This is a genomic window from Halopseudomonas sp. (genome assembly GCF_036961105.1).
Lineage (GTDB): Bacteria > Pseudomonadota > Gammaproteobacteria > Pseudomonadales > Pseudomonadaceae > Halopseudomonas.
On the sequence record NZ_JBALWW010000003.1, the window covers coordinates 197,137 to 214,386 of the forward strand.

A 17,250-nucleotide genomic window follows, 5' to 3' on the forward strand; every position below is an offset into this window, starting at 1 on the left:
GGTATTTTTGTGCTTGTCATATTTTGCTTCATACCCATGAGTACAAGTTGTCTGTCGGCCTGTCGACAAGGCTATACTGTCGCCCATTCGTTCTGGAGGGGGTGCATGATCTTGGCGACACAAAACCTGCCTGTTGACTGTTATCTCGATGCGCGGGGTTTGAGCTGTCCCTTGCCCTTGCTCAAGGCCAAGCAATCGCTCAACAGCATACTAGCAGGACAGACTCTTCATGTGGTGGCTACCGACGCCGGTTCAAAGCGAGATTTTCAACGCTTTGCCGAGCTCTCTGGTCATCAGCTATTGGCCTCCCGCGAGTTGGACGGCGAATTCCATTATTGGTTGCGCAAAGCAGATTAATCATCATGTTAAAAGTGTTTCAAGGTTGGGTTCAACGCTACTTCTCTGATGAAGAGGCGGTGGTGCTGGCAGTCGTCCTCGCGCTCGGATTTGCCATCATCATCACTTTTGGCGGCAAGCTGGCGCCACTATTGACCGGCGTAGTGCTTGCCTATCTTCTGCAGGGCCTGGTGTCGCGACTGCAGCGCTGGCATTTGCCGCACTGGATGGCAGTGTGGCTGGTCTTCCTCGTGTTTCTCGGTGCCCTGGCTGCCCTGCTGGGAGTGGTCTTGCCGCTGGTCTGGCGGCAGATGCTGAATCTGTTCAACGAAGCGCCGCGGATGATTGGCGAGTGGCAGGCGCAATTGATGCATCTGCCTGAACTCTATCCTTCCATAGTCACTGAAACTCAGATTGAACGCCTGATTGCCTCGGTCAATGGCGAGGTGGGGGAGTTCGGGCAGTGGGTGTTGTCGCAATCACTCTCCAGTCTGCCCTTTATCATCACCATGCTGGTGTACCTGGTGCTGGTGCCGATTCTGGTGTTCTTTTTCCTGAAGGACAGCCAGCAACTGACCAACTGGGTGGTAAGCCATCTACCGCGCGAGCGGCGGCTGATGCAGCGTGTCTGGCTGGAGATGAACGAGCAGATTGGCAATTACATTCGCGGTAAGGCGATCGAGATCCTGATCGTGGGTGCGGCGACCTATGTGTGTTTTGCCATTCTTGGCGTCAACTACGCCGCCTTGCTGGCAGTCCTGGTAGGTCTCTCGGTGCTGGTGCCCTACATAGGCGCGACTGTGGCGACCATCCCCGTGGCCATGATCGGGCTGTTTCAATGGGGTCTGAGCAATGAGTTCATGGTGCTCATGGTGGTTTATGGGGTGATTCAGATGCTCGATGGCAATGTGCTGGTGCCGGTGCTGTTTTCTGAAGCAGTGAATCTGCATCCCATTGCCATCATTGCAGCGGTGCTCATCTTCGGCGGGCTCTGGGGATTCTGGGGTGTGTTCTTCGCCATTCCGCTGGCAACGCTGTTCAAGGCTGTACTCTACGCCTGGCCAAGAGGCTTTGAGGTGGACAGCTCGCCTGCCAAAAGCCAGATAGTTACCCCGCAGTAATCGGGCGGGGTAACCCGGCAGATTCAATCCAGTGCTTGAACCGCTGCCAGTACCTCGGCCACGTGGCCGGGGACTTTGACCTTGCGCCACTCCTGACGCAGCACGCCTTTGGCATCGACGAGGAAGGTGCTGCGTTCAATGCCCTCGTACTCCTTGCCGTAGAGCTTTTTCAGCTTGATCACATCGAACAGCTTGCACAGTTCTTCTTCAGGATCGCTGATCAGCTCGAAGGGGAACTCATGTTTGGCCTTGAAGTTGCTGTGCGTGCGCAGGCTGTCTCGCGAAACGCCATAAATCACCGCGCCGGCAGCACTGAACGCGTCGAATTGATCGCGAAAATCCTGGCCTTCAGTGGTGCATCCGGGTGTATTGTCCTTTGGGTAGAAATACAACACCACCTTTTGACCGGCCAGGGTATCGGGGCTTATCGACTGTTCGCCCGTAGCGCTGGCATTGAAAGGGGGAAGGGGCTGATTGATTTCGACTTGCATGTTTGCCTCGTCAGGTCAGTGCAGCGGGCGCCAGGGTTCGATCACGGCGTCCAGGTTCAATTCGTCGCAAAAATCCAGGAACTGCTCACGCAGCCAACTCAGTTGGGTCTGCGCTGGAATGGCGATGGTCAGCGTCAGGTTGAGCATGGGTGTACCGGTATGTTGCGCCAGGTAGGTGAAACTTTGCAGGTCTTCGATGTCAATACTGAGCTGCTGGAAAAAGGTGCAGAGTTCGCCGACCAGCTCGGGGCGCTGTGCGGCGGTCACGAAAACGTTGTAGGGCAACGCCTGGGGGCGTTCTTCCAGGCTTTGGCTACGGCGCATCGACAGTACAAAGTGCTCGCGCTTGGCCAGGGGCGGCAGCAGGGTCTCGAGCCGGGCAAGGGCATCCCAACTGCCGCTGACCTGTAGCAACAGCACGGCGCAGGTACCGTGTCGGCTCATCCGGCTGTTGATAATGGTGCAGCGCTGTTCCGTGCACAGGCGCGTAAGCAGGCTGGCCAGCGCCGTGGTTTCCTGTCCCATGACGTTGATGACCAGATACTGGTCGCGCTGACTCGGGGTACTGGACATGATGTTCCTCGAAAATGGGGGCGGCAAGCGCCGTATGGCGCCGCAAAACTCAGCGGCTATTGTCACAGTCTGACCCAAGCGGTTCAACTGCCAGTTTTTAGCTGCCCACATCTGCTATTTGGGTGTGAGCGTCCCTTGTGCTGGCTGCATGGCGAAAGTACCATTGTCGTTTAATGTTTCAAGTGGAGCAGTTGCATGATTTCAGGCAGCCTGGTGGCGCTGGTAACACCGATGGATTCACGCGGGGGCCTGGACTGGCAGGCGCTTGAACGCCTGATTGACTTCCACCTGGAAAATGGCACCGACGGCATTGTCGCCGTGGGCACCTCCGGGGAATCGGCCACGCTGGACATGGCCGAGCACAAAGAGGCCATTCGCCGTGTAGTGCAGCAGGTGGCAGGGCGCATTCCGGTGATCGCCGGTACTGGCGCCAACTCGACCCGTGAAGCGGTCGAGCTGACCGAAGCCGCCCGCAGCGTCGGGGCAGATGCCGCTCTGCTGGTCACCCCCTACTACAACAAGCCGACTCAGGAAGGCCTGTACCTGCACCACAAGTACATCGCCGAAACCGTTGCCATCCCGCAAATTCTGTACAACGTGCCCGGCCGCACCGCTTGCGACATGCTGCCGGAGACTGTTGAACGTCTGGCGGATATCGACAATATCGTCGGCATCAAGGAAGCGACCGGGGACCTGCAACGCGCAGCCGAGGTCATTGAACGGGTAGGCGATCGCATGGCGGTTTATTCCGGTGACGATGCCACCGCCGCCGAATTGATATTGCTGGGCGGCAAAGGCAACATCTCGGTCACTGCGAACGTGGCTCCGCGTGCCATGCATGAGCTTTGCGCTGCGGCCCTGCGAGGCGATCAGGATGCTGCGCGCAGAATGAACGAAGCATTGATGCCGCTGCACAAAACACTGTTTATCGAATCCAACCCCATTCCGGTGAAATGGGCTCTGCTGGAGATGGGGTTGATTGCCGATGGCATTCGTCTACCTCTGACCCCCCTCAGCCCCCGCTGCCACGATACGGTTCATGAAGCCTTGCGTCAGTGCGGGCTGCTTTGATCAAACCGGAAACCTGTTTACCAAGGAAACGTTTATGAAGCCTGTGCTTAGCGCACTGACTCTGGGTGTACTGGCCAGCCTCAGCGGCTGTGGTTATCTGATTGGCGATGAAGGTTATTTCCGTGATCGCGGCAGTGACTATCAGGACGCGCGCATCGAGCCACGCATGACGGTCCCAGAAGATCTGCGCAGCAAGCCGATTGGCGACCTGTTGCCGGTGCCGGGTCAGGTCTCCGCCGGTTCGGTCTCTGAAGATGGCTTTGAAACGCCGCGCCCTCAGCCGCTGCTGGCCAGCGCTGATACGGCCGCGTTTTCCCTGCAGCAGGATGGCAAGCAGCGTTGGCTGCTGGCGCAGATGCCCGCCTCCGATGTATGGCCACTGCTGGCGCGCTTCTGGTCTGACTACCAGATCCCCCTGGCGCAGAGTGATCGCGCGCTGAGCCAGTTTGCCACTGAGTGGATCGACTTCGCCAAGGTGCCAGGCAATCCGCTTGTACGCCGTGTCATGCCGACGCTGGAAGAAGGGCGTGGCATCGATGATGAAGAACAGCGTTTTCGCGTACGTCTGGAGCCTGGCGTGAACACCGGTTCCAGTGAAGTACGGGTGCTACATCAGAACCGTGATCTGGGTGATGATGACAGCGAATGGCCAGCCAGCTCCGACATTGCCGGCTTTGAGCGTGGTCTGTTGGCCGAATTGGAAACCTATCTCAACCAGAGCATTGCCAACCAGAACGGCGGCCAGGGTTCCAGTCTTGCCAACAGCGGACCCACCCAGACCACGCTGGAGCAGGATGGCGCGGGCAATACCGTGTTGAGCATGAGCACCGATTTCAACCGTGCCTGGGTCGAGGTAGGCGATGCGCTGTCGCGCGGCGACGTACTGGTGACCGACTTCAACCGCAGCGCCGGGGTGTATTACGTCGATCTTGACCAGACCCGTAGTGAGAAGGAAGAGCCGGGCTTCTTCTCCGGCTGGTTTGGTGGCGACGATGAGGAAGAGGAAGCCTCTGCGGACGAAAGCCCGATTCAGGTGCGTTTGACGCCGGTGTCCAACCGCGTTGAAGTCACCGTGGATGCTGGCATAGAAACCGCCGCGGACCGCACCGTAGCGCACGACCTGCTGCAGAAGATTCAGAGCAACCTGAACGAAGGACCGGAAGGCGGTGCGCTACTGCTCCCTAGGTAGTGGCAGCAAGGGCAATGGCACGCTGATCGAGCAGGGTGATACCCGCCTGCTGGTGGACTGCGGGTTCAGCCTGCGCTCCACCGAACAGCGTTTGCGCCAGGCTGGCGTGAGCGGCGAGCAGCTGAGCGCTATCCTGGTTACTCATGAGCATTCCGACCATATTCAGGGTGTTGCCAAGCTGGCAAAACGTTACCAGTTGCCGGTCTATCTCACGCCGGGTACCGGTTACGCACTGCGGGGCGAGGGTCTGGATCTGCGCTGGATCGATTTGCATAGCCGCATGGTAATCGACGAGCTCGAGGTCACGCCGGTGGCGGTGCCGCACGATGCCAGAGAGCCCTGCCAGTTCATTTTTGATAACGGCCAACAACGCCTTGGCGTGCTGACGGATACCGGCACCATCACGCCCTGGATCGTCAATCAGTACGCCGGCCTGGATGCACTCTTTCTGGAAGCGAATTATGATCCGCACATGCTCGCCAGCGGGCCCTACCCGGGCTTTTTAAAGGCTCGTGTGGGTGGTGATCTCGGACATTTGAGTAACCAACAGGCCGCTGGCCTGTTGGGCATGATCGATCTGCAGCAATTGCAACATATTGCAGTTGCCCACATCAGCGAAAAGAACAACCGGCCGGAATTGGCACGCGATGCATTGCATGGCGTTTTGGCGGAGTGGGCCGGCAAACTCTTGTTGGCGGAACAGAATCAGGGGCTGCCCTGGCAGACTATTTCGGGATTATCCCATCACCATTGCGCGCAAAGCGGGAGCCGATAATGGAAAAACGTACTGAACTTTATCGTGGCAAGGCCAAATCGGTTTACACCACGGATGACCCGGATCGGTTGATACTGCTGTTTCGCAATGATACCTCTGCGTTCGACGGCAAGAAGATCGAACAGCTCGACCGCAAGGGCATGGTCAACAACCGTTTCAACGCTTTCATCATGCAGAAACTGCAGGACGCCGGCATCCCGACCCAGTTCGATACTCTGGTCTCGGACACCGAATGCCTCGTCAAGAAGCTCGACATGATTCCGGTGGAATGCGTCGTGCGCAACTACGCCGCTGGCAGTCTGGTCAAACGCCTTGGCGTGGAAGAGGGCATGGCGCTCACACCCCCCACCTTCGAGCTTTTTCTGAAGGATGACGCCAAGGGCGACCCCTTTATCAACCAGTCTCACGTGGTTACCTTTGGCTGGGCCACGGCCGAGCAGTTGGCGCGCATGCAAGAGCTCACGCTGCAGGTTAATGGCGTGCTGAAGAGTCTGTTCGATGACGCCGGGTTGATGCTGGTCGATTTCAAGCTCGAGTTCGGTCTGTTCAAGGGCGAGATCGTCCTCGGTGACGAGTTCAGCCCCGATGGTTGCCGCCTCTGGGACAAGGAAACCCGCAAGAAGATGGACAAGGATCGCTTTCGCCAAGGTCTCGGCGGCGTGATCGAAGCCTACGAAGAAGTTGCCCAGCGGCTCGGCGTAGAACTGCCTTAAGCGCACCGGCAGCTTCCGCCAGACCAGCGAAAGCTGCTACCATGCGCACCGACTTGGAGAGTTGCCAGAGTGGTCGAATGGGACGGATTCGAAATCCGTTGTACGGGCGACCGTACCCAGGGTTCGAATCCCTGACTCTCCGCCAATAAAGCAAAAAGCCCAGCCTAGCTGGGCTTTTTGCTTTATCAGGTGAGCTCTCGGTGAGAACCCTCGTTCGACCGAGCCTGCGCAGCAGGCGAAGGAACGCCAGAGCGTAGCGACGGCGGCCCGAAGGGTGAGGCGCAACGCGCCGAATAATCCCTGACGGAGGCGCAGCCTGCACGGAATCCCAGCCTAGCTGGGCTTTTTGCTTTATTCGGTGAGCTCTTGGTGAGAACCCTCGTTCGACCGAGCCTGCGCAGCAGGCGAAGGAACGCCAGAGCGCAGCGACGGCGGCCCGAAGGGTGAGGCGCAACGCGCCGAATAATCCCTGACGGAGCCTCCGCTTGCACGGCGTCATGCCTACCTCGTTTCCGTGTCACGCCTGTTACCTGTCAGCCGGTCTTTGCCAGCTGTTTGGCCTGGAGGATGCAGCTGACGATGTGCTCTGCGTCTTGGGCTACACCACTAAATCTGCCTGATCCCCATGTATGCAGCCAAGGTAGGCCGAGAAAATACAGACCCTCCTGGGAGGTGACTCCGCGCTTGTGAACCGGATGCCCCTCACCATTGAAAACGCTGGCCTGGATGTAGCGGAAATCCGGAGCAAAACCGATACACCAGATGATGCTGGTTATTCCGGCGGCCAGCAGGTCCAGCTCTTCGCGTTCGGCCTCTGGTTGCCATACCGGCCGGTAAGCGGTGCCGGAAGGCGCTGCAATTGCGTTTTCTTCGATATAGTTGTCGATGCTGCGGTTTATACGCTCGTACACGGCATCGGCTGCGTCCAGCTTGGCGGTCAGGTCCGGGGCGAACCGCAAGGTAGTACCTTCCAGCTCTGTAAGCAGGCCAAACAACTCCATACCCTCAGTGGCGAAGCGGCGCAGATCGATATCACGCCCTCCGTCGCGGCCAGTGAGATAGTGGTTGGTATTGTCACGCACGCCTTCGCGAAGCGGGTGACTCTCCACGCTGATGTTGTAGTAGTTCATATCATGCAGCCACTCAACCACATCCCGGCCCCGGTAAAAGCGTGCGCAACGTGGCGCATCGCCTACCGCCAGATAGACCTTGCGGCCCGCCAGATGAAGGTCTTCGGCAATTTGCGCGCCTGACTGTCCTGAGCCGACGACCAGAACATTGCCTGCAGGCAGCGAGTCTGGGTTGCGGTACTGCTCGGAGTGGATTTGCAGAATCTCGACAGGAACGCGTTCGGCCAGGCGCGGGATGATCGGTACCTGGTACCCGCCTGACGCGATGATCACCTGCTCGGCGGTAAAATCGCCATCGTTGGTGTGGATCAGGTAGCCTCCCTGGGGGCGGGGTTTGACTCGCAGGACCGTGACGCCGGTTTTGGCGGGCGGCTTGACCATGTCGATGAAGCCGTCGAGGTAGGCAATGATCTCGCCCTTTTTCATGAAACCCTGAGGGTCATCGCCCGCGTAGGGGTAACCAGGCAGCGTGCATTGCCAGTTGGGCGTAACCAGGCTGAAGGCGTCCCAACGCTGCGTGCGCCAGGCGTTGGTAAGGATTTTTTTTTCCAGCAGCAGATGGTCGATGCCATTTTGCTGCAGGTAGTAGCTGGCGGAAAGGCCTGCTTGTCCGCCACCGACGATGATCACGCTGTAGTGCGGCGCTTTTGTTGCTGAAGTCATGATGCACTCCTTTGAGCAGATGTATGGGTCAGGGGGCTGGCGTGAAGTTCACGCGCACTTCGCCCTGACTGAAGGATTGAGAGGTCTGGCGTAGCTGGGTGAGGGTGTCCATTGCGGCACTGCAGTAGAAGCCTTTTACCTCCCGCACCCGCTCAGAGGCCGCGTTGAGTGCGGCTTCCGCGCGTTGCAGGAAATCGTCAATCGCGTAGGAGGCGTTGTGCTCCAGATGCTTATAGATGATTGTGGAGGGCGAGTAGCCGGGCGTCTCGTTGCCATCGGGCCAACGAACTCTGAACGTGACAGCGGGCATATCAATGCTCCTGTGCTGGGTAGGTGAAACCGGTAAAGGGGGTGCAGGCCAGATCCCAGAAGGTGTTGAACTGGTCGTCCTGACGAACATCCAGACAACCACTGGTATTGATGCTGCCGATGCGCGAGCAGCTCAAATGCTGTGCGGCAAAGGCTGCTTGCACCGACTCCCAGTCTTGCGGGTTGAGGGTTATCAAAAAGCCGTAACTGGGGAAGGCCTGCAGCCAGCGCAACAAATCGTTGTCCGGCGGCCGTGGCAATAAGTCGAGGTTGATCTCCGCCCCGCAACCAGTAGGCTCCAGCAGCATCAGCAAGGTGCCGAGCAGGCCCGCGTTGCTGATGTCCTTGGCCGCGTGCAGCAGTCCGGCCTCTGCCAGAGATGGCAACACCTCAAGTTGGCGCCGTAGCACCTCATCAGCGTGCTGATCAAAGGCTCTCCAGTAGGGGGTATCGGCGTGCCACTGGCCGTTCAGATCGACCGCCAGCGCCAGGGTCTGGCCTGGCGCTACGTGCAGGGTAGATAGCAGGCGGCTGGCGATGCCGGTGATCGCCACTGCCAGTGCCGCTGGATTGCCGGGTGTCTGGCTGGTGTGGCCGCCGGCCAGTATTAAGCCGTACGTCTTGCATGCTGCGCGAATACCAGCGAGCACTTGAGCTGCGCAGGCGGCATCGTGGTGCCAGTAGGCATTGACCACGGCGACGGCACGTCCACCCATGGCCGTGATGTCACTGACATTGGCCATGACTGCAGACCAGCCTGCAAACCATGGGGCTTGCTCAACGAAGCGGGGAATCATCCCCTCGATGGCCAACAACTGATAGTGATCACCGCAGCGAATGGCTGCGGTATCGTCACCGGGCAGTGCGTAGCACGCGTCCTGATCTGCTGGCCGCGCTAAATCGAGGTTGCTGGCGGGTGTCTGAATGGACATTTTTGAGCGCATGGCCGGTGTATCGCGCAATGCATCGAGCAGCGCGTGCAGATCTTGCCCGACAGGCAGTTGTGCTGGATTAACCATGTTGGCGAGCCCGCAGGGGCAGCAGGGACACTTGCCGTGGCATAAAGGGATAGTGCTGCAGCGAGACCTGCATCACCGCATGGGGCTGACCAAGTAGCGCTATATGCTCCAACGTATTCCAGTGCAAACGCCGAAAGTAGTCTTCGTTGCATATTTGCACCGTGGCCAGAAAGCGGTCGCAACCGATGTCCCTGGCGCGTGAAACGGCCTCGTTAATCAGCGCGGTTCCGATCATGCTATGGCGTCGATAGGCTGGGGCAACGCACAGTCGGCCGCCATACCACAGCCCCGGTTCTGGTTGATAGATACGTACGGCGCCGACGACCGCATTGGGCATGCCACACTGACTGGCCAGGGCAACGATGGGGATTGCCTGAAAGTCGTGCTCATCCTTGTCTTGCTGCAGCAGTTGCTGCTCTGCGGAAAAGACCTGACGGCGCAAACCGAAGTACTCCGCCTTTTCCCAGGCTTCGCTGGCTACCTTGACCAGAACATCGTCCGCGCGATAGTCCGGAAAGCTGTCTTCTGTGAGGACAAAGGAATGTTCGGCCATGGTCATTTCCTCATTCGTGTCGCTTCAGTGCCGAGCAGGCGCCGCATTTGGCGCAACCGGCGTTGATGTCATCTGAATGCAATTTGTGGCGTCGCAGGCTTGTACCTATTCTTGGGTACAGGCGCTGCATCATGTCGTTGTTCGGTTTTGGATGGTTGGCCAGAGGCGTCCCGTCGATAGGGACGAATGGCACCACAAAGGGATATACGCCCATGCTCGCCAGCCGTTCGCTGGCCTCGGCGATGGCGTCTTCCGAGTCGCCCAGGCCGGCGAGGATATAAGTGCTGACCTGGCCACGGCCAAACACCTTGACTGCGGCCTCGAAGGCTGAAAAATAGCGTGCCAGCGGTACCTCGGCCTTGCCGGGCATGATGCGTGCGCGAACCTCGTCAGTGACTGCCTCCAGGTGCATGCCGAGCGAAACCACGCCACTGTCTCGAAGGCGCTGGAACCAATGGTCATCGTCAGGTGGTTCGCATTGCGCCTGAATCGGCAAATCGACTGCGGCGGTAACAGCTGCTGCTGAGTCGCAAAGAATGGCCGCACCCCGGTCTGCGGTTTGTGGGGTGCCAGTAGTCATCACCATATGTTTTACGCCATCCAGCTCGACTGCAGCTCTGGCCACCTCGGCCAGTTGCGCTGGCCGTTTGCGGGCGATGGTTTTGCCGTTCTTGAGTGACTGGTCGATGGCGCAAAATTGACACGCGTTGGAGGTGTCATTCATGCGTACGCAGTGTTGCAGAATAGTAGTCGCCAGCACGTCCTTGCTGTGCAGGGTGGCGATTTTCCAGTAGGGCGTGCCGTCCGCGGTGGTCAGGGCGTAAAAGTTGGGCACTCCGGGTAGGCTAACCTGACCAACTATCTGGCCATCGCGCAGAATCTCTGTTGCGTTGCCGTTCGCTGACGGGCGGGCGAGGTAGGGAGAGCTCAAAGAGGCCCGGTTGAGTATCGGGATCATGGCCGTATGCTCACCGACGGTCAGCGCCTTGTGGTCGGAGGGTCCGGCGCCGCCTTGACGTGACAAGCCGGTGTCGTCGTGCCAGCGCACACCGTGGCACTGCAGCTCACTGAGCAGATCGGTGACGATCAATTGGTTGGCGGCGAGTTCAGACGCTTGCATAGTCAGACTCCTCGGTCGTCAACGGGCTGCCGTTCTCGGAGTCGAGGCTGCGTTCATGCACATGCGGGGCAGGGCGTCGGTCAATCAGCAGACTGAGCAGTTCAGGCCGACTATAGTGTCCGACCGAGTCCATCATGCGTTTGCGCTTGTCGATCAGGGTCAGATCCAGGTCCGCGATCACTACACCTTCGCCGCATCGCAGCGGTTCACCCAGCAGCTTGCCTTCGGGGCTGACGATGGCGCTGAAGCAGCCATCACTGATCTGCGCCAGCTCACAGCCCGTGTCGCTGATAATCTGTTGCTGCTGATCGGGGTCGAGCCACGCGGTCGAGTTCACCACAAAACAGCCTGACTCCAGTGCATGGTGGCGGATGGTGACTTCCATCTGTTCGGCGAAGATCGGCCCTACCAGCGAGCCGGGGAACATGGCTGCGTGGATCTGCTCCCCGTCAGCCATCAGGGAGTAGCGCGCCAGAGGGTTGTAGTGCTCCCAGCAGGCAAGTGAGCCAATCCGGCCGACTCGGGTGTTCACAGCTCGCAGACCTGAGCCATCTCCTTGGCCCCAGACCATGCGCTCATGGTAAGTGGGGGTTATTTTGCGGCGATGCTGTATCAGGGTGCCGTCAGCATCGAACAAGAGTTGCGCGTTGTAGAGGGTGCCACCGTCTCGCTCATTTATGCCAATACTGACCACCATTGCCGCGCGCCGACAGGCTTCGCCGATGGCAGCAGTGGTCGCTGAAGGAACCACCACAGACTCATTGAGTAATCTGAGATGCTCTTGGCCCATTTTGAAGGGCGGCTGTACATAGGAGAAGTAGGGGTAGTAGGGCACTACCGTTTCCGGAAATACCGCAAACTGAACGCCTTCGCGGCCCAGTTCAGCGATGGTCTGGCAGACTTTCTCGACAGTGCCCTCGCGGCTGTAGAGCACGGGGCTTAGCTGAACGGCGGCGGCTTTGATGATGGTCATACCGGTTCCTCGGCTGGAAGGGCTGAAAAAGGAGAGGTGCCCTTCCGCGGTGGCGGGAGGGCAGGGTTTCAGGCGGTCCAGGTATCGATGATCAGAGCGCCTTCGCGGCGCATCAGCAGACGCAAGTCCATGACATCCAGCGGGTTGATCGGGCGAATGCCCTCAATCAGGGCTTTCTCTGTCTGGCCGTAGAGGGCTTGCAAGGCAAAGCGGCAGGCATAGACTTCGCCGCCTTCTTCCATGAAGGCCTTGATCTGATTGTTGACAGCGAGGTGGCCCGGGAAGGCCTCGGCGCCCAGCGTAGGGAAGCCGCGCTGCACTCCCAGTTGAACCCCAGGGCCATACAGCAACATCTTGGTCTCGAAGCCTTTGCGCAACAGGCGTTTCGCTTGCAGCATATTGACCAGTCCGATGGAGCCTTCAAAGGCTATGGTATGAAAGGTCATCAGCGCCTTTTCGCCGGGCTCGGCTTTGACGTCTTCGAAAACCTTCTCTTCATAATTGACGAGAAAATCACCGTCTTTGTAGTGAGCTGTATCTACTGTGGGCATTCTGACTCTCCGGTTGGGTTAACGACGCAGCAGCGGGCTGCGGTTAACCTGTTCAGAGCAACGCCCGTGCCAGAGATTCTCTGTTTTTGTTAAGCTTTTGTTTTGTATGGATTTAATTTTTTGGTATGGCGTTATTTGCTAAAACTGATCCTGTCGCCTGTCTACGAAATGCCGTATAACTACGATAACTCGTAGGATTAGTCACGAAAGGCCGTAGTCATGAGCATGGACGATGTCGATTATTTATCAGGGTGGTCGGGCATGGCCTACCCTTCGCGGCACCTGGTTTTCGAGCATTGCGGTGCCGGTATCGTGCAGTTTGATCCGGTGGGAAATCGCTTTGTCGATATCAATATCGCGGCCTGCAAGCTGCTGGGATACCCTCGCCATGAGATTCTCAAACTGACCGTCACCAAGCTGTTTGGGCACGCGCTGCCGGAGCTGATCGTTTTCACCCAGGCTGTTCTTGAGGAAGGAAGGGGTTGGACGGACTCATTGACTTGTGCACGTAAGGACGGTGAGCGAGTTGAGCTTGAGCTGTCCGCATCGACGCTGAAGCTCAAAGGTGTGGTCTACCTGATACTGGTGTTGCGCGAGCGTGATGAGGAACGCTACCGACATAGTCAGGCCAGTGTTGCGCGGACCATGCGTGGCGGCCTTATCGAATGGCAGAACATACTCACGCTGTTTCAGGAGAGCGAGCGCGAGAATCAGTTGCTGCTCAGTGCGGTAGGAGATGGGATCTACAGTATCAACAGTGAAGGTATGGCGACCTACGTGAATCCGGCGGCGGCCAGGATGCTGGGTTGGCAGGTGGATGAAATGATCGGCAAGAATATTCATCGCATTCATCACCATAGTCATGCCGACGGCAGCCATTACCCGGTGGAGGACTGTCCGATCTACAAGGCCGTACACGACGGCATGGTGCATGAAGGTCAGCAGGAAGTGTTCTGGCGCCGCGACGGCAGCATGTTTCCAGTGGAGTTTACTAGTACACCGGTGATCTCTGGCGGGACAATTATTGGCTCGGTGGTGGTGTTCCGCGATATTACCGAGCGGCATATGACCCAGCAGCGTCTGGAAAGCGCGATGGAAGAACTGCGCGTACTTAAGCAGCGACTCGAACAGCAAAATGCCTATCTACAGGAAGAGATTCTGATTGAGCATCACTACCGCGAGATTGTTGGCCAGAGCGAGCCTATTCTGACGATCGTCAAGCAGATTGATGTTGTCGGCCCTACCGACGCCAGCGTGTTGATTCATGGTGAGTCGGGCACGGGCAAGGAGCTGATAGCCCGCGCCATCCATCAGTCCAGCCGCCGTAGCGACAACCCGCTGATCCGGGTCAATTGCGCCGCCATTCCCGCGGAGTTATTTGAAAGCGAATTCTTCGGGCACGTCAGAGGGGCTTTCACCGGAGCTCTGCGGGACCGTGTTGGCCGATTTGAGCTGGCTGATGGCGGAACCCTGTTTCTTGACGAGATCGGCGAAATTCCGCTGGAGCTACAGAGCAAACTATTGCGTGTGCTACAGGAGGGTCAGTTCGAGCGGGTAGGGGAAGAGCGCACGCGCAAGGTCGATGTGCGCATTGTCACCGCCACCAATCGTGATCTGCTGGCAGAGGTCAAAGCCAAGCGGTTCCGTGAGGACCTGTACTTTCGTCTCAACGTCTTCCCCATTCTATCGCCTGCGCTGCGCGAACGTCCGGAGGATATTCCTCTGTTGGCCAGCCACTTTGTTCAGCAGATATGTTCACGTCTCGGGCGGCTTCCAGCGCGGTTGCGCAAGACGGATGTCGAGCGCATGCAGGGCTACAGTTGGCCGGGTAACATTCGTGAACTGCAAAACATCATCGAACGCGCACTGATTACCAGCAAGGGACGGGATCTGCTGCTGGACCTGCCGGTAGGCCAGGCTGTCCAGGAAGGGCCGCACAAGGCAGACTCTGCGCAGGTCGCTGGCGTTCTCACTGAAACGCAGCTGCGTACGCTTGAGCGGGATAACCTCAAGGCAGCATTGGCGGCATGCGATGGAAAACTGTTCGGCAAGGACGGCGCTGCAGCGCTACTGGGCGTCAAGCCCACGACGCTGGCGTCCAGGCTGAAGCGTTTCAGTATCTGAGCCTGGTTTGGCGCGGGCCTGGCTGCTGGGTTGCTGGCCGCAATGGCGAAAAGCCCCACATTAATCACCTTGTTCAAGCGTCTGCTGCATGAGCATTCATGTAATAGGCCATTCCTCGTGCGGCGGGATGTGGTCCGCCAAACAGGTTCAATAGGGCAGGCAACATCGCGGCACCGTCGATGCCCCTCAGCCTGACCGGTATGCTGGCCCGCCCTCCAGCAGCGCAGAGGCGCTAAGTGCCGAATAATCCCTGACGAGGTTCCAGCCCGCACGGCGCCACACCCAGTGGGTCTTCGACTCGCACGGCACGCTTTCTGTTAAGGGCGCAGACATTCCCCTGCCACCAGCTCCTATCAGCGCAAGCAACCTAACACAAACATCAACTATCGGTTTATTTGTTACGTTATAACAACTATTATGCGCCGCTGCGATGGAGGCTGTCGCAACCAACAAAACATCCAAGGGATCAGCTATGAAATTGAACAGGACGCCGCTGGCGCTGGCATTGGCCGCCGCAGCGCTGGGGAGCGGGGAATCATGGGCAGCAACGCAGCAATCGGTGGAGTTGCCGAACATTACTATCAGTGCCAGCGCGCTAGGAGAGGACGTTGGTGAAATGACTCGGCCGGCAACGGTGTTGCAGGGCGAGCAATGGTACAGCCAGCGGGAAACCGGGCTGGGGACCAGCCTGGAACGCTTGCCCGGTGTTCGCGCCAGTGACTTTGGCGCTGGCGCTAGCCGCCCGGTGATTCGTGGTCTGGATGGCGCGCGGGTGCGGGTACTGAGCGACGGCGCAGATGTGCTCGACGCGTCCACCATCAGCCCGGATCACGCCGTCACCGCCGATACAGCTTTGCTCGAGCGAGTAGAAGTACTCAAAGGGCCAGCGACGCTGCTGTACGGTGGGGGGGCTATTGGTGGTGTGGTGAATCTGATTGATCGCCGGGTGCCCACCTATATTCCCGAGAAGGGTTATGAGGGTGAGCTTGACCTGCGCGGTAACACGGTAGCCGATGAGCGCAGCGGGGCTGCCGGGCTGACGCTGGGTGCTGGCCGGGTTGCCGCGCGCCTTGAAGGCGCCAAAAGCACGGCCGACCCCTACCGCATCCCCGGCGAATCCAATTACCAGGAGGGCTCCTTCAATGACACTGATTCGGCTGCCCTCGGGCTGAGCTGGATCACTGAGCAGGGTTATGTAGGCCTGGCCTATAGCCGACAAGATCGGGAGTACGGGCTGCTGGCGCACGAGCACGCCGACTGCCACACCCACGGGCCGACCGACTGGCATTGCGTGGAAGAAGAGCACGAGCATGGCGAGGAGGAAGAAGACGAAGATCATGATGAAGAGGGTCATGAAGGGGAACACGAGCACGCTGACGCGCGTATCGAGATGAAACAACGGCGCTGGGATCTGCGTGCCGACTACCGCGACCCCTTCAGTGGTTTTGAACGTCTGCGCGTGCGCGTAGCGGACACCGATTATGAACACGTCGAGATGGAAGGCGATGAAGTAGGCACCCTGTTCAAGAACCGTGGCACTGACGGCCGCGTGGAGCTTACCCATGCGCCCATCGCCGGCTGGCGCGGCGTTGTTGGCACGCAGCTGACACGGCGCGATTTCGTCGCTGAAGGCGAGGAGGCCTATGTGCCCCCGACTCTGACCCACACGCAGGCGCTGTTTCTGCTGGAAGAGTACCGTGCCGGCGACTGGCGCTACGAAGTGGGTGTGCGTCAGGAGTGGCAGGATATCGAGGTGGACGGCGACGCCGACGATGCCGAGCACCGTGGCACCTCGGTTTCGCTGGGGGCGAGTTGGCAGTGGCGCCCGCAATTGGCGTTCTATGGCTCGCTGTCCCGTTCGCAACGTCTGCCCACGGCGGAAGAGCTCTATGCCAATGGTCCGCACGCGGCCACGCGCACCATCGAACTGGGTGATCCGAATCTGGATGAAGAAACCGCCTGGAACCTGGAGTTGGGTGTACGCCGTCTGAACGGCCCCTGGACTTTTGACTTCAGCGTGTATCGCAATGAGGTGGCGGACTTCATTTACGCCGCCGATACCGGCAACGAGCCGGGCGCGGGTTACCGCGAGGTGGCTTATGAGCAGGCCGATGCCGTGCTGCACGGTCTGGAAGGCAGCGTACGCTGGCAGGCTGGAAGCAATACCGGCTTGACACTGTTTGGCGATTCCGTGCGCGGCAAGCTGAAGTCCGGCGGTGATCTGCCGCGTATTCCTGCCGATCGGGTTGGCTTACTGCTGGATCAACGCCTGACTTACGCGCTCTCGGCCGAGGTGGAAACCAGCCGGGTCATGCGACAGGACCAAACCGCCGATTATGAGAGCGAGACAGACAGTTACACCTTGCTGGGTGCCGGTCTGAACTGGCGTGGTCAACTGGGCGAAAACGACTACCTGTTGTATCTGCGTGGCAACAACCTGCTTGACGAAGAAGCCCGCCAGCACAGCTCCTTCATCAAGGATGACGTATTGCTGCCCGGGCGCAACCTGACGGTAGGCGCGCGCTTGAGCTTCTGAATG

At 58.8% G+C, this 17,250-nt stretch carries 17 protein-coding genes and 1 tRNA gene; 9 read left to right on the plus strand and 9 right to left on the minus strand.

All coding sequences use genetic code 11. From position 1 onward, the window contains the following. The first annotated feature begins 105 nt into the window (after nt 1-105). Together V7756_RS05610 and V7756_RS05615 are read left to right on the plus strand one after the other, a co-directional pair. A complete protein-coding gene (locus V7756_RS05610) occupies nt 106-357 on the plus strand; it encodes a sulfurtransferase TusA family protein (protein WP_442908957.1) in 252 nt (83 codons plus the stop codon). Between the two features lie 5 nt (nt 358-362). Next, nucleotides 363-1,457 carry an AI-2E family transporter gene (locus tag V7756_RS05615; protein ID WP_335609173.1) on the plus strand — a complete coding sequence of 365 codons (1,095 nt, stop codon included), beginning with the start codon at nt 363-365 and terminating at the stop codon, nt 1,455-1,457. A gap of 23 nt (nt 1,458-1,480) precedes the next feature. Here the strand turns inward: V7756_RS05615 and V7756_RS05620 are convergent, their stop codons facing one another. Next, complete coding sequence (locus tag V7756_RS05620) at nt 1,481-1,948, minus strand: peroxiredoxin (protein WP_335609174.1); 468 nt, start codon at nt 1,946-1,948, stop codon at nt 1,481-1,483. A 15-nt stretch (nt 1,949-1,963) separates the two neighbouring features. Next, a complete protein-coding gene (locus V7756_RS05625) occupies nt 1,964-2,521 on the minus strand; it encodes a glycine cleavage system protein R (RefSeq protein ID WP_335609175.1) in 558 nt (185 codons plus the stop codon). A gap of 195 nt (nt 2,522-2,716) precedes the next feature. Between V7756_RS05625 and dapA the strand changes: the two genes are divergently transcribed. The 5 genes from dapA to V7756_RS05650 all read left to right on the plus strand — a co-directional run bounded on the left by dapA (nt 2,717) and on the right by V7756_RS05650 (nt 6,414). Next, nucleotides 2,717-3,592 (plus strand): 4-hydroxy-tetrahydrodipicolinate synthase, encoded by an 876-nt coding sequence (gene dapA, locus V7756_RS05630; RefSeq protein WP_335609176.1) that lies wholly within the window; start codon nt 2,717-2,719, stop codon nt 3,590-3,592. Between the two features lie 34 nt (nt 3,593-3,626). After that, nucleotides 3,627-4,781: an outer membrane protein assembly factor BamC gene (bamC, locus tag V7756_RS05635; RefSeq protein WP_335609177.1), complete on the plus strand. Its 1,155-nt coding sequence runs from the start codon at nt 3,627-3,629 to the stop codon at nt 4,779-4,781. After that, entirely contained in the window at nt 4,759-5,556 is a 798-nt protein-coding gene (locus tag V7756_RS05640) for an MBL fold metallo-hydrolase (protein WP_335609178.1), read from the plus strand. The genes bamC and V7756_RS05640 overlap by 23 nt, the downstream gene beginning before the upstream one ends. Continuing rightward, nucleotides 5,556-6,269 carry a phosphoribosylaminoimidazolesuccinocarboxamide synthase gene (purC, locus tag V7756_RS05645; RefSeq protein ID WP_335609179.1) on the plus strand — a complete coding sequence of 238 codons (714 nt, stop codon included), beginning with the start codon at nt 5,556-5,558 and terminating at the stop codon, nt 6,267-6,269. The genes V7756_RS05640 and purC overlap by 1 nt, the downstream gene beginning before the upstream one ends. Before the next feature lie 55 nt (nt 6,270-6,324). After that, a tRNA-Ser gene (locus tag V7756_RS05650) sits at nt 6,325-6,414 on the plus strand. A 388-nt stretch (nt 6,415-6,802) separates the two neighbouring features. Here the strand turns inward: V7756_RS05650 and V7756_RS05655 are convergent. The 7 genes from V7756_RS05655 to V7756_RS05685 all read right to left on the minus strand — a co-directional run bounded on the left by V7756_RS05655 (nt 6,803) and on the right by V7756_RS05685 (nt 12,587). After that, nucleotides 6,803-8,062 (minus strand): MSMEG_0569 family flavin-dependent oxidoreductase, encoded by a 1,260-nt coding sequence (locus V7756_RS05655; protein WP_335609180.1) that lies wholly within the window; start codon nt 8,060-8,062, stop codon nt 6,803-6,805. 28 nt (nt 8,063-8,090) lie between these two features. Continuing rightward, nucleotides 8,091-8,372, minus strand: a complete 282-nt coding sequence (locus V7756_RS05660; RefSeq protein ID WP_335609181.1) for an MSMEG_0570 family nitrogen starvation response protein — start codon at nt 8,370-8,372, stop codon at nt 8,091-8,093. A 1-nt stretch (nt 8,373) separates the two neighbouring features. Then, nucleotides 8,374-9,390, minus strand: a complete 1,017-nt coding sequence (locus tag V7756_RS05665; RefSeq protein ID WP_335609182.1) for a sll0787 family AIR synthase-like protein — start codon at nt 9,388-9,390, stop codon at nt 8,374-8,376. Beyond that, nucleotides 9,383-9,943, minus strand: a complete 561-nt coding sequence (locus tag V7756_RS05670) for an MSMEG_0567/Sll0786 family nitrogen starvation N-acetyltransferase (RefSeq protein ID WP_335609183.1) — start codon at nt 9,941-9,943, stop codon at nt 9,383-9,385. The genes V7756_RS05665 and V7756_RS05670 overlap by 8 nt, the downstream gene beginning before the upstream one ends. A 10-nt stretch (nt 9,944-9,953) precedes the next feature. After that, entirely contained in the window at nt 9,954-11,063 is a 1,110-nt protein-coding gene (locus V7756_RS05675; RefSeq protein WP_442908958.1) for an MSMEG_0568 family radical SAM protein, read from the minus strand. Beyond that, the gene (locus V7756_RS05680; protein ID WP_335609184.1) at nt 11,050-12,036 is read right to left on the minus strand and encodes a Nit6803 family nitrilase; all 987 of its coding nucleotides are present in this window, start codon (nt 12,034-12,036) and stop codon (nt 11,050-11,052) included. Before V7756_RS05680 ends, V7756_RS05675 begins: the two co-directional genes overlap by 14 nt. Before the next feature lie 68 nt (nt 12,037-12,104). Further along, nucleotides 12,105-12,587 carry an MSMEG_0572/Sll0783 family nitrogen starvation response protein gene (locus V7756_RS05685; protein WP_335609185.1) on the minus strand — a complete coding sequence of 161 codons (483 nt, stop codon included), beginning with the start codon at nt 12,585-12,587 and terminating at the stop codon, nt 12,105-12,107. A gap of 225 nt (nt 12,588-12,812) precedes the next feature. Here V7756_RS05685 and V7756_RS05690 point away from each other — a divergent pair, with 225 nt between their 5' ends. Both V7756_RS05690 and V7756_RS05695 read left to right on the plus strand, forming a co-directional pair. Then, nucleotides 12,813-14,711 (plus strand): sigma 54-interacting transcriptional regulator, encoded by a 1,899-nt coding sequence (locus V7756_RS05690; RefSeq protein ID WP_335609315.1) that lies wholly within the window; start codon nt 12,813-12,815, stop codon nt 14,709-14,711. 472 nt (nt 14,712-15,183) lie between these two features. Next, nucleotides 15,184-17,247 (plus strand): TonB-dependent receptor, encoded by a 2,064-nt coding sequence (locus V7756_RS05695; protein WP_335609186.1) that lies wholly within the window; start codon nt 15,184-15,186, stop codon nt 17,245-17,247. Nucleotides 17,248-17,250: the final 3 nt, after the last annotated feature.

What these genes read in the sequence shown, in the direction of transcription:
- V7756_RS05610 (WP_442908957.1), top strand. Translation starts at nt 106, where the DNA reads ATGATCTTGGCGACACAAAACCTGCCTGTTGACTGTTATCTCGATGCG.
- V7756_RS05615 (WP_335609173.1), top strand. Translation starts at nt 363, where the DNA reads ATGTTAAAAGTGTTTCAAGGTTGGGTTCAACGCTACTTCTCTGATGAA.
- V7756_RS05620 (WP_335609174.1), bottom strand. Translation starts at nt 1,948, where the DNA reads ATGCAAGTCGAAATCAATCAGCCCCTTCCCCCTTTCAATGCCAGCGCT.
- V7756_RS05625 (WP_335609175.1), bottom strand. Translation starts at nt 2,521, where the DNA reads ATGTCCAGTACCCCGAGTCAGCGCGACCAGTATCTGGTCATCAACGTC.
- dapA (WP_335609176.1), top strand. Translation starts at nt 2,717, where the DNA reads ATGATTTCAGGCAGCCTGGTGGCGCTGGTAACACCGATGGATTCACGC.
- bamC (WP_335609177.1), top strand. Translation starts at nt 3,627, where the DNA reads ATGAAGCCTGTGCTTAGCGCACTGACTCTGGGTGTACTGGCCAGCCTC.
- purC (WP_335609179.1), top strand. Translation starts at nt 5,556, where the DNA reads ATGGAAAAACGTACTGAACTTTATCGTGGCAAGGCCAAATCGGTTTAC.
- V7756_RS05655 (WP_335609180.1), bottom strand. Translation starts at nt 8,062, where the DNA reads ATGACTTCAGCAACAAAAGCGCCGCACTACAGCGTGATCATCGTCGGT.
- V7756_RS05660 (WP_335609181.1), bottom strand. Translation starts at nt 8,372, where the DNA reads ATGCCCGCTGTCACGTTCAGAGTTCGTTGGCCCGATGGCAACGAGACG.
- V7756_RS05665 (WP_335609182.1), bottom strand. Translation starts at nt 9,390, where the DNA reads ATGGTTAATCCAGCACAACTGCCTGTCGGGCAAGATCTGCACGCGCTG.
- V7756_RS05670 (WP_335609183.1), bottom strand. Translation starts at nt 9,943, where the DNA reads ATGGCCGAACATTCCTTTGTCCTCACAGAAGACAGCTTTCCGGACTAT.
- V7756_RS05675 (WP_442908958.1), bottom strand. Translation starts at nt 11,063, where the DNA reads ATGCAAGCGTCTGAACTCGCCGCCAACCAATTGATCGTCACCGATCTG.
- V7756_RS05680 (WP_335609184.1), bottom strand. Translation starts at nt 12,036, where the DNA reads ATGACCATCATCAAAGCCGCCGCCGTTCAGCTAAGCCCCGTGCTCTAC.
- V7756_RS05685 (WP_335609185.1), bottom strand. Translation starts at nt 12,587, where the DNA reads ATGCCCACAGTAGATACAGCTCACTACAAAGACGGTGATTTTCTCGTC.
- V7756_RS05690 (WP_335609315.1), top strand. Translation starts at nt 12,813, where the DNA reads ATGGACGATGTCGATTATTTATCAGGGTGGTCGGGCATGGCCTACCCT.
- V7756_RS05695 (WP_335609186.1), top strand. Translation starts at nt 15,184, where the DNA reads ATGAAATTGAACAGGACGCCGCTGGCGCTGGCATTGGCCGCCGCAGCG.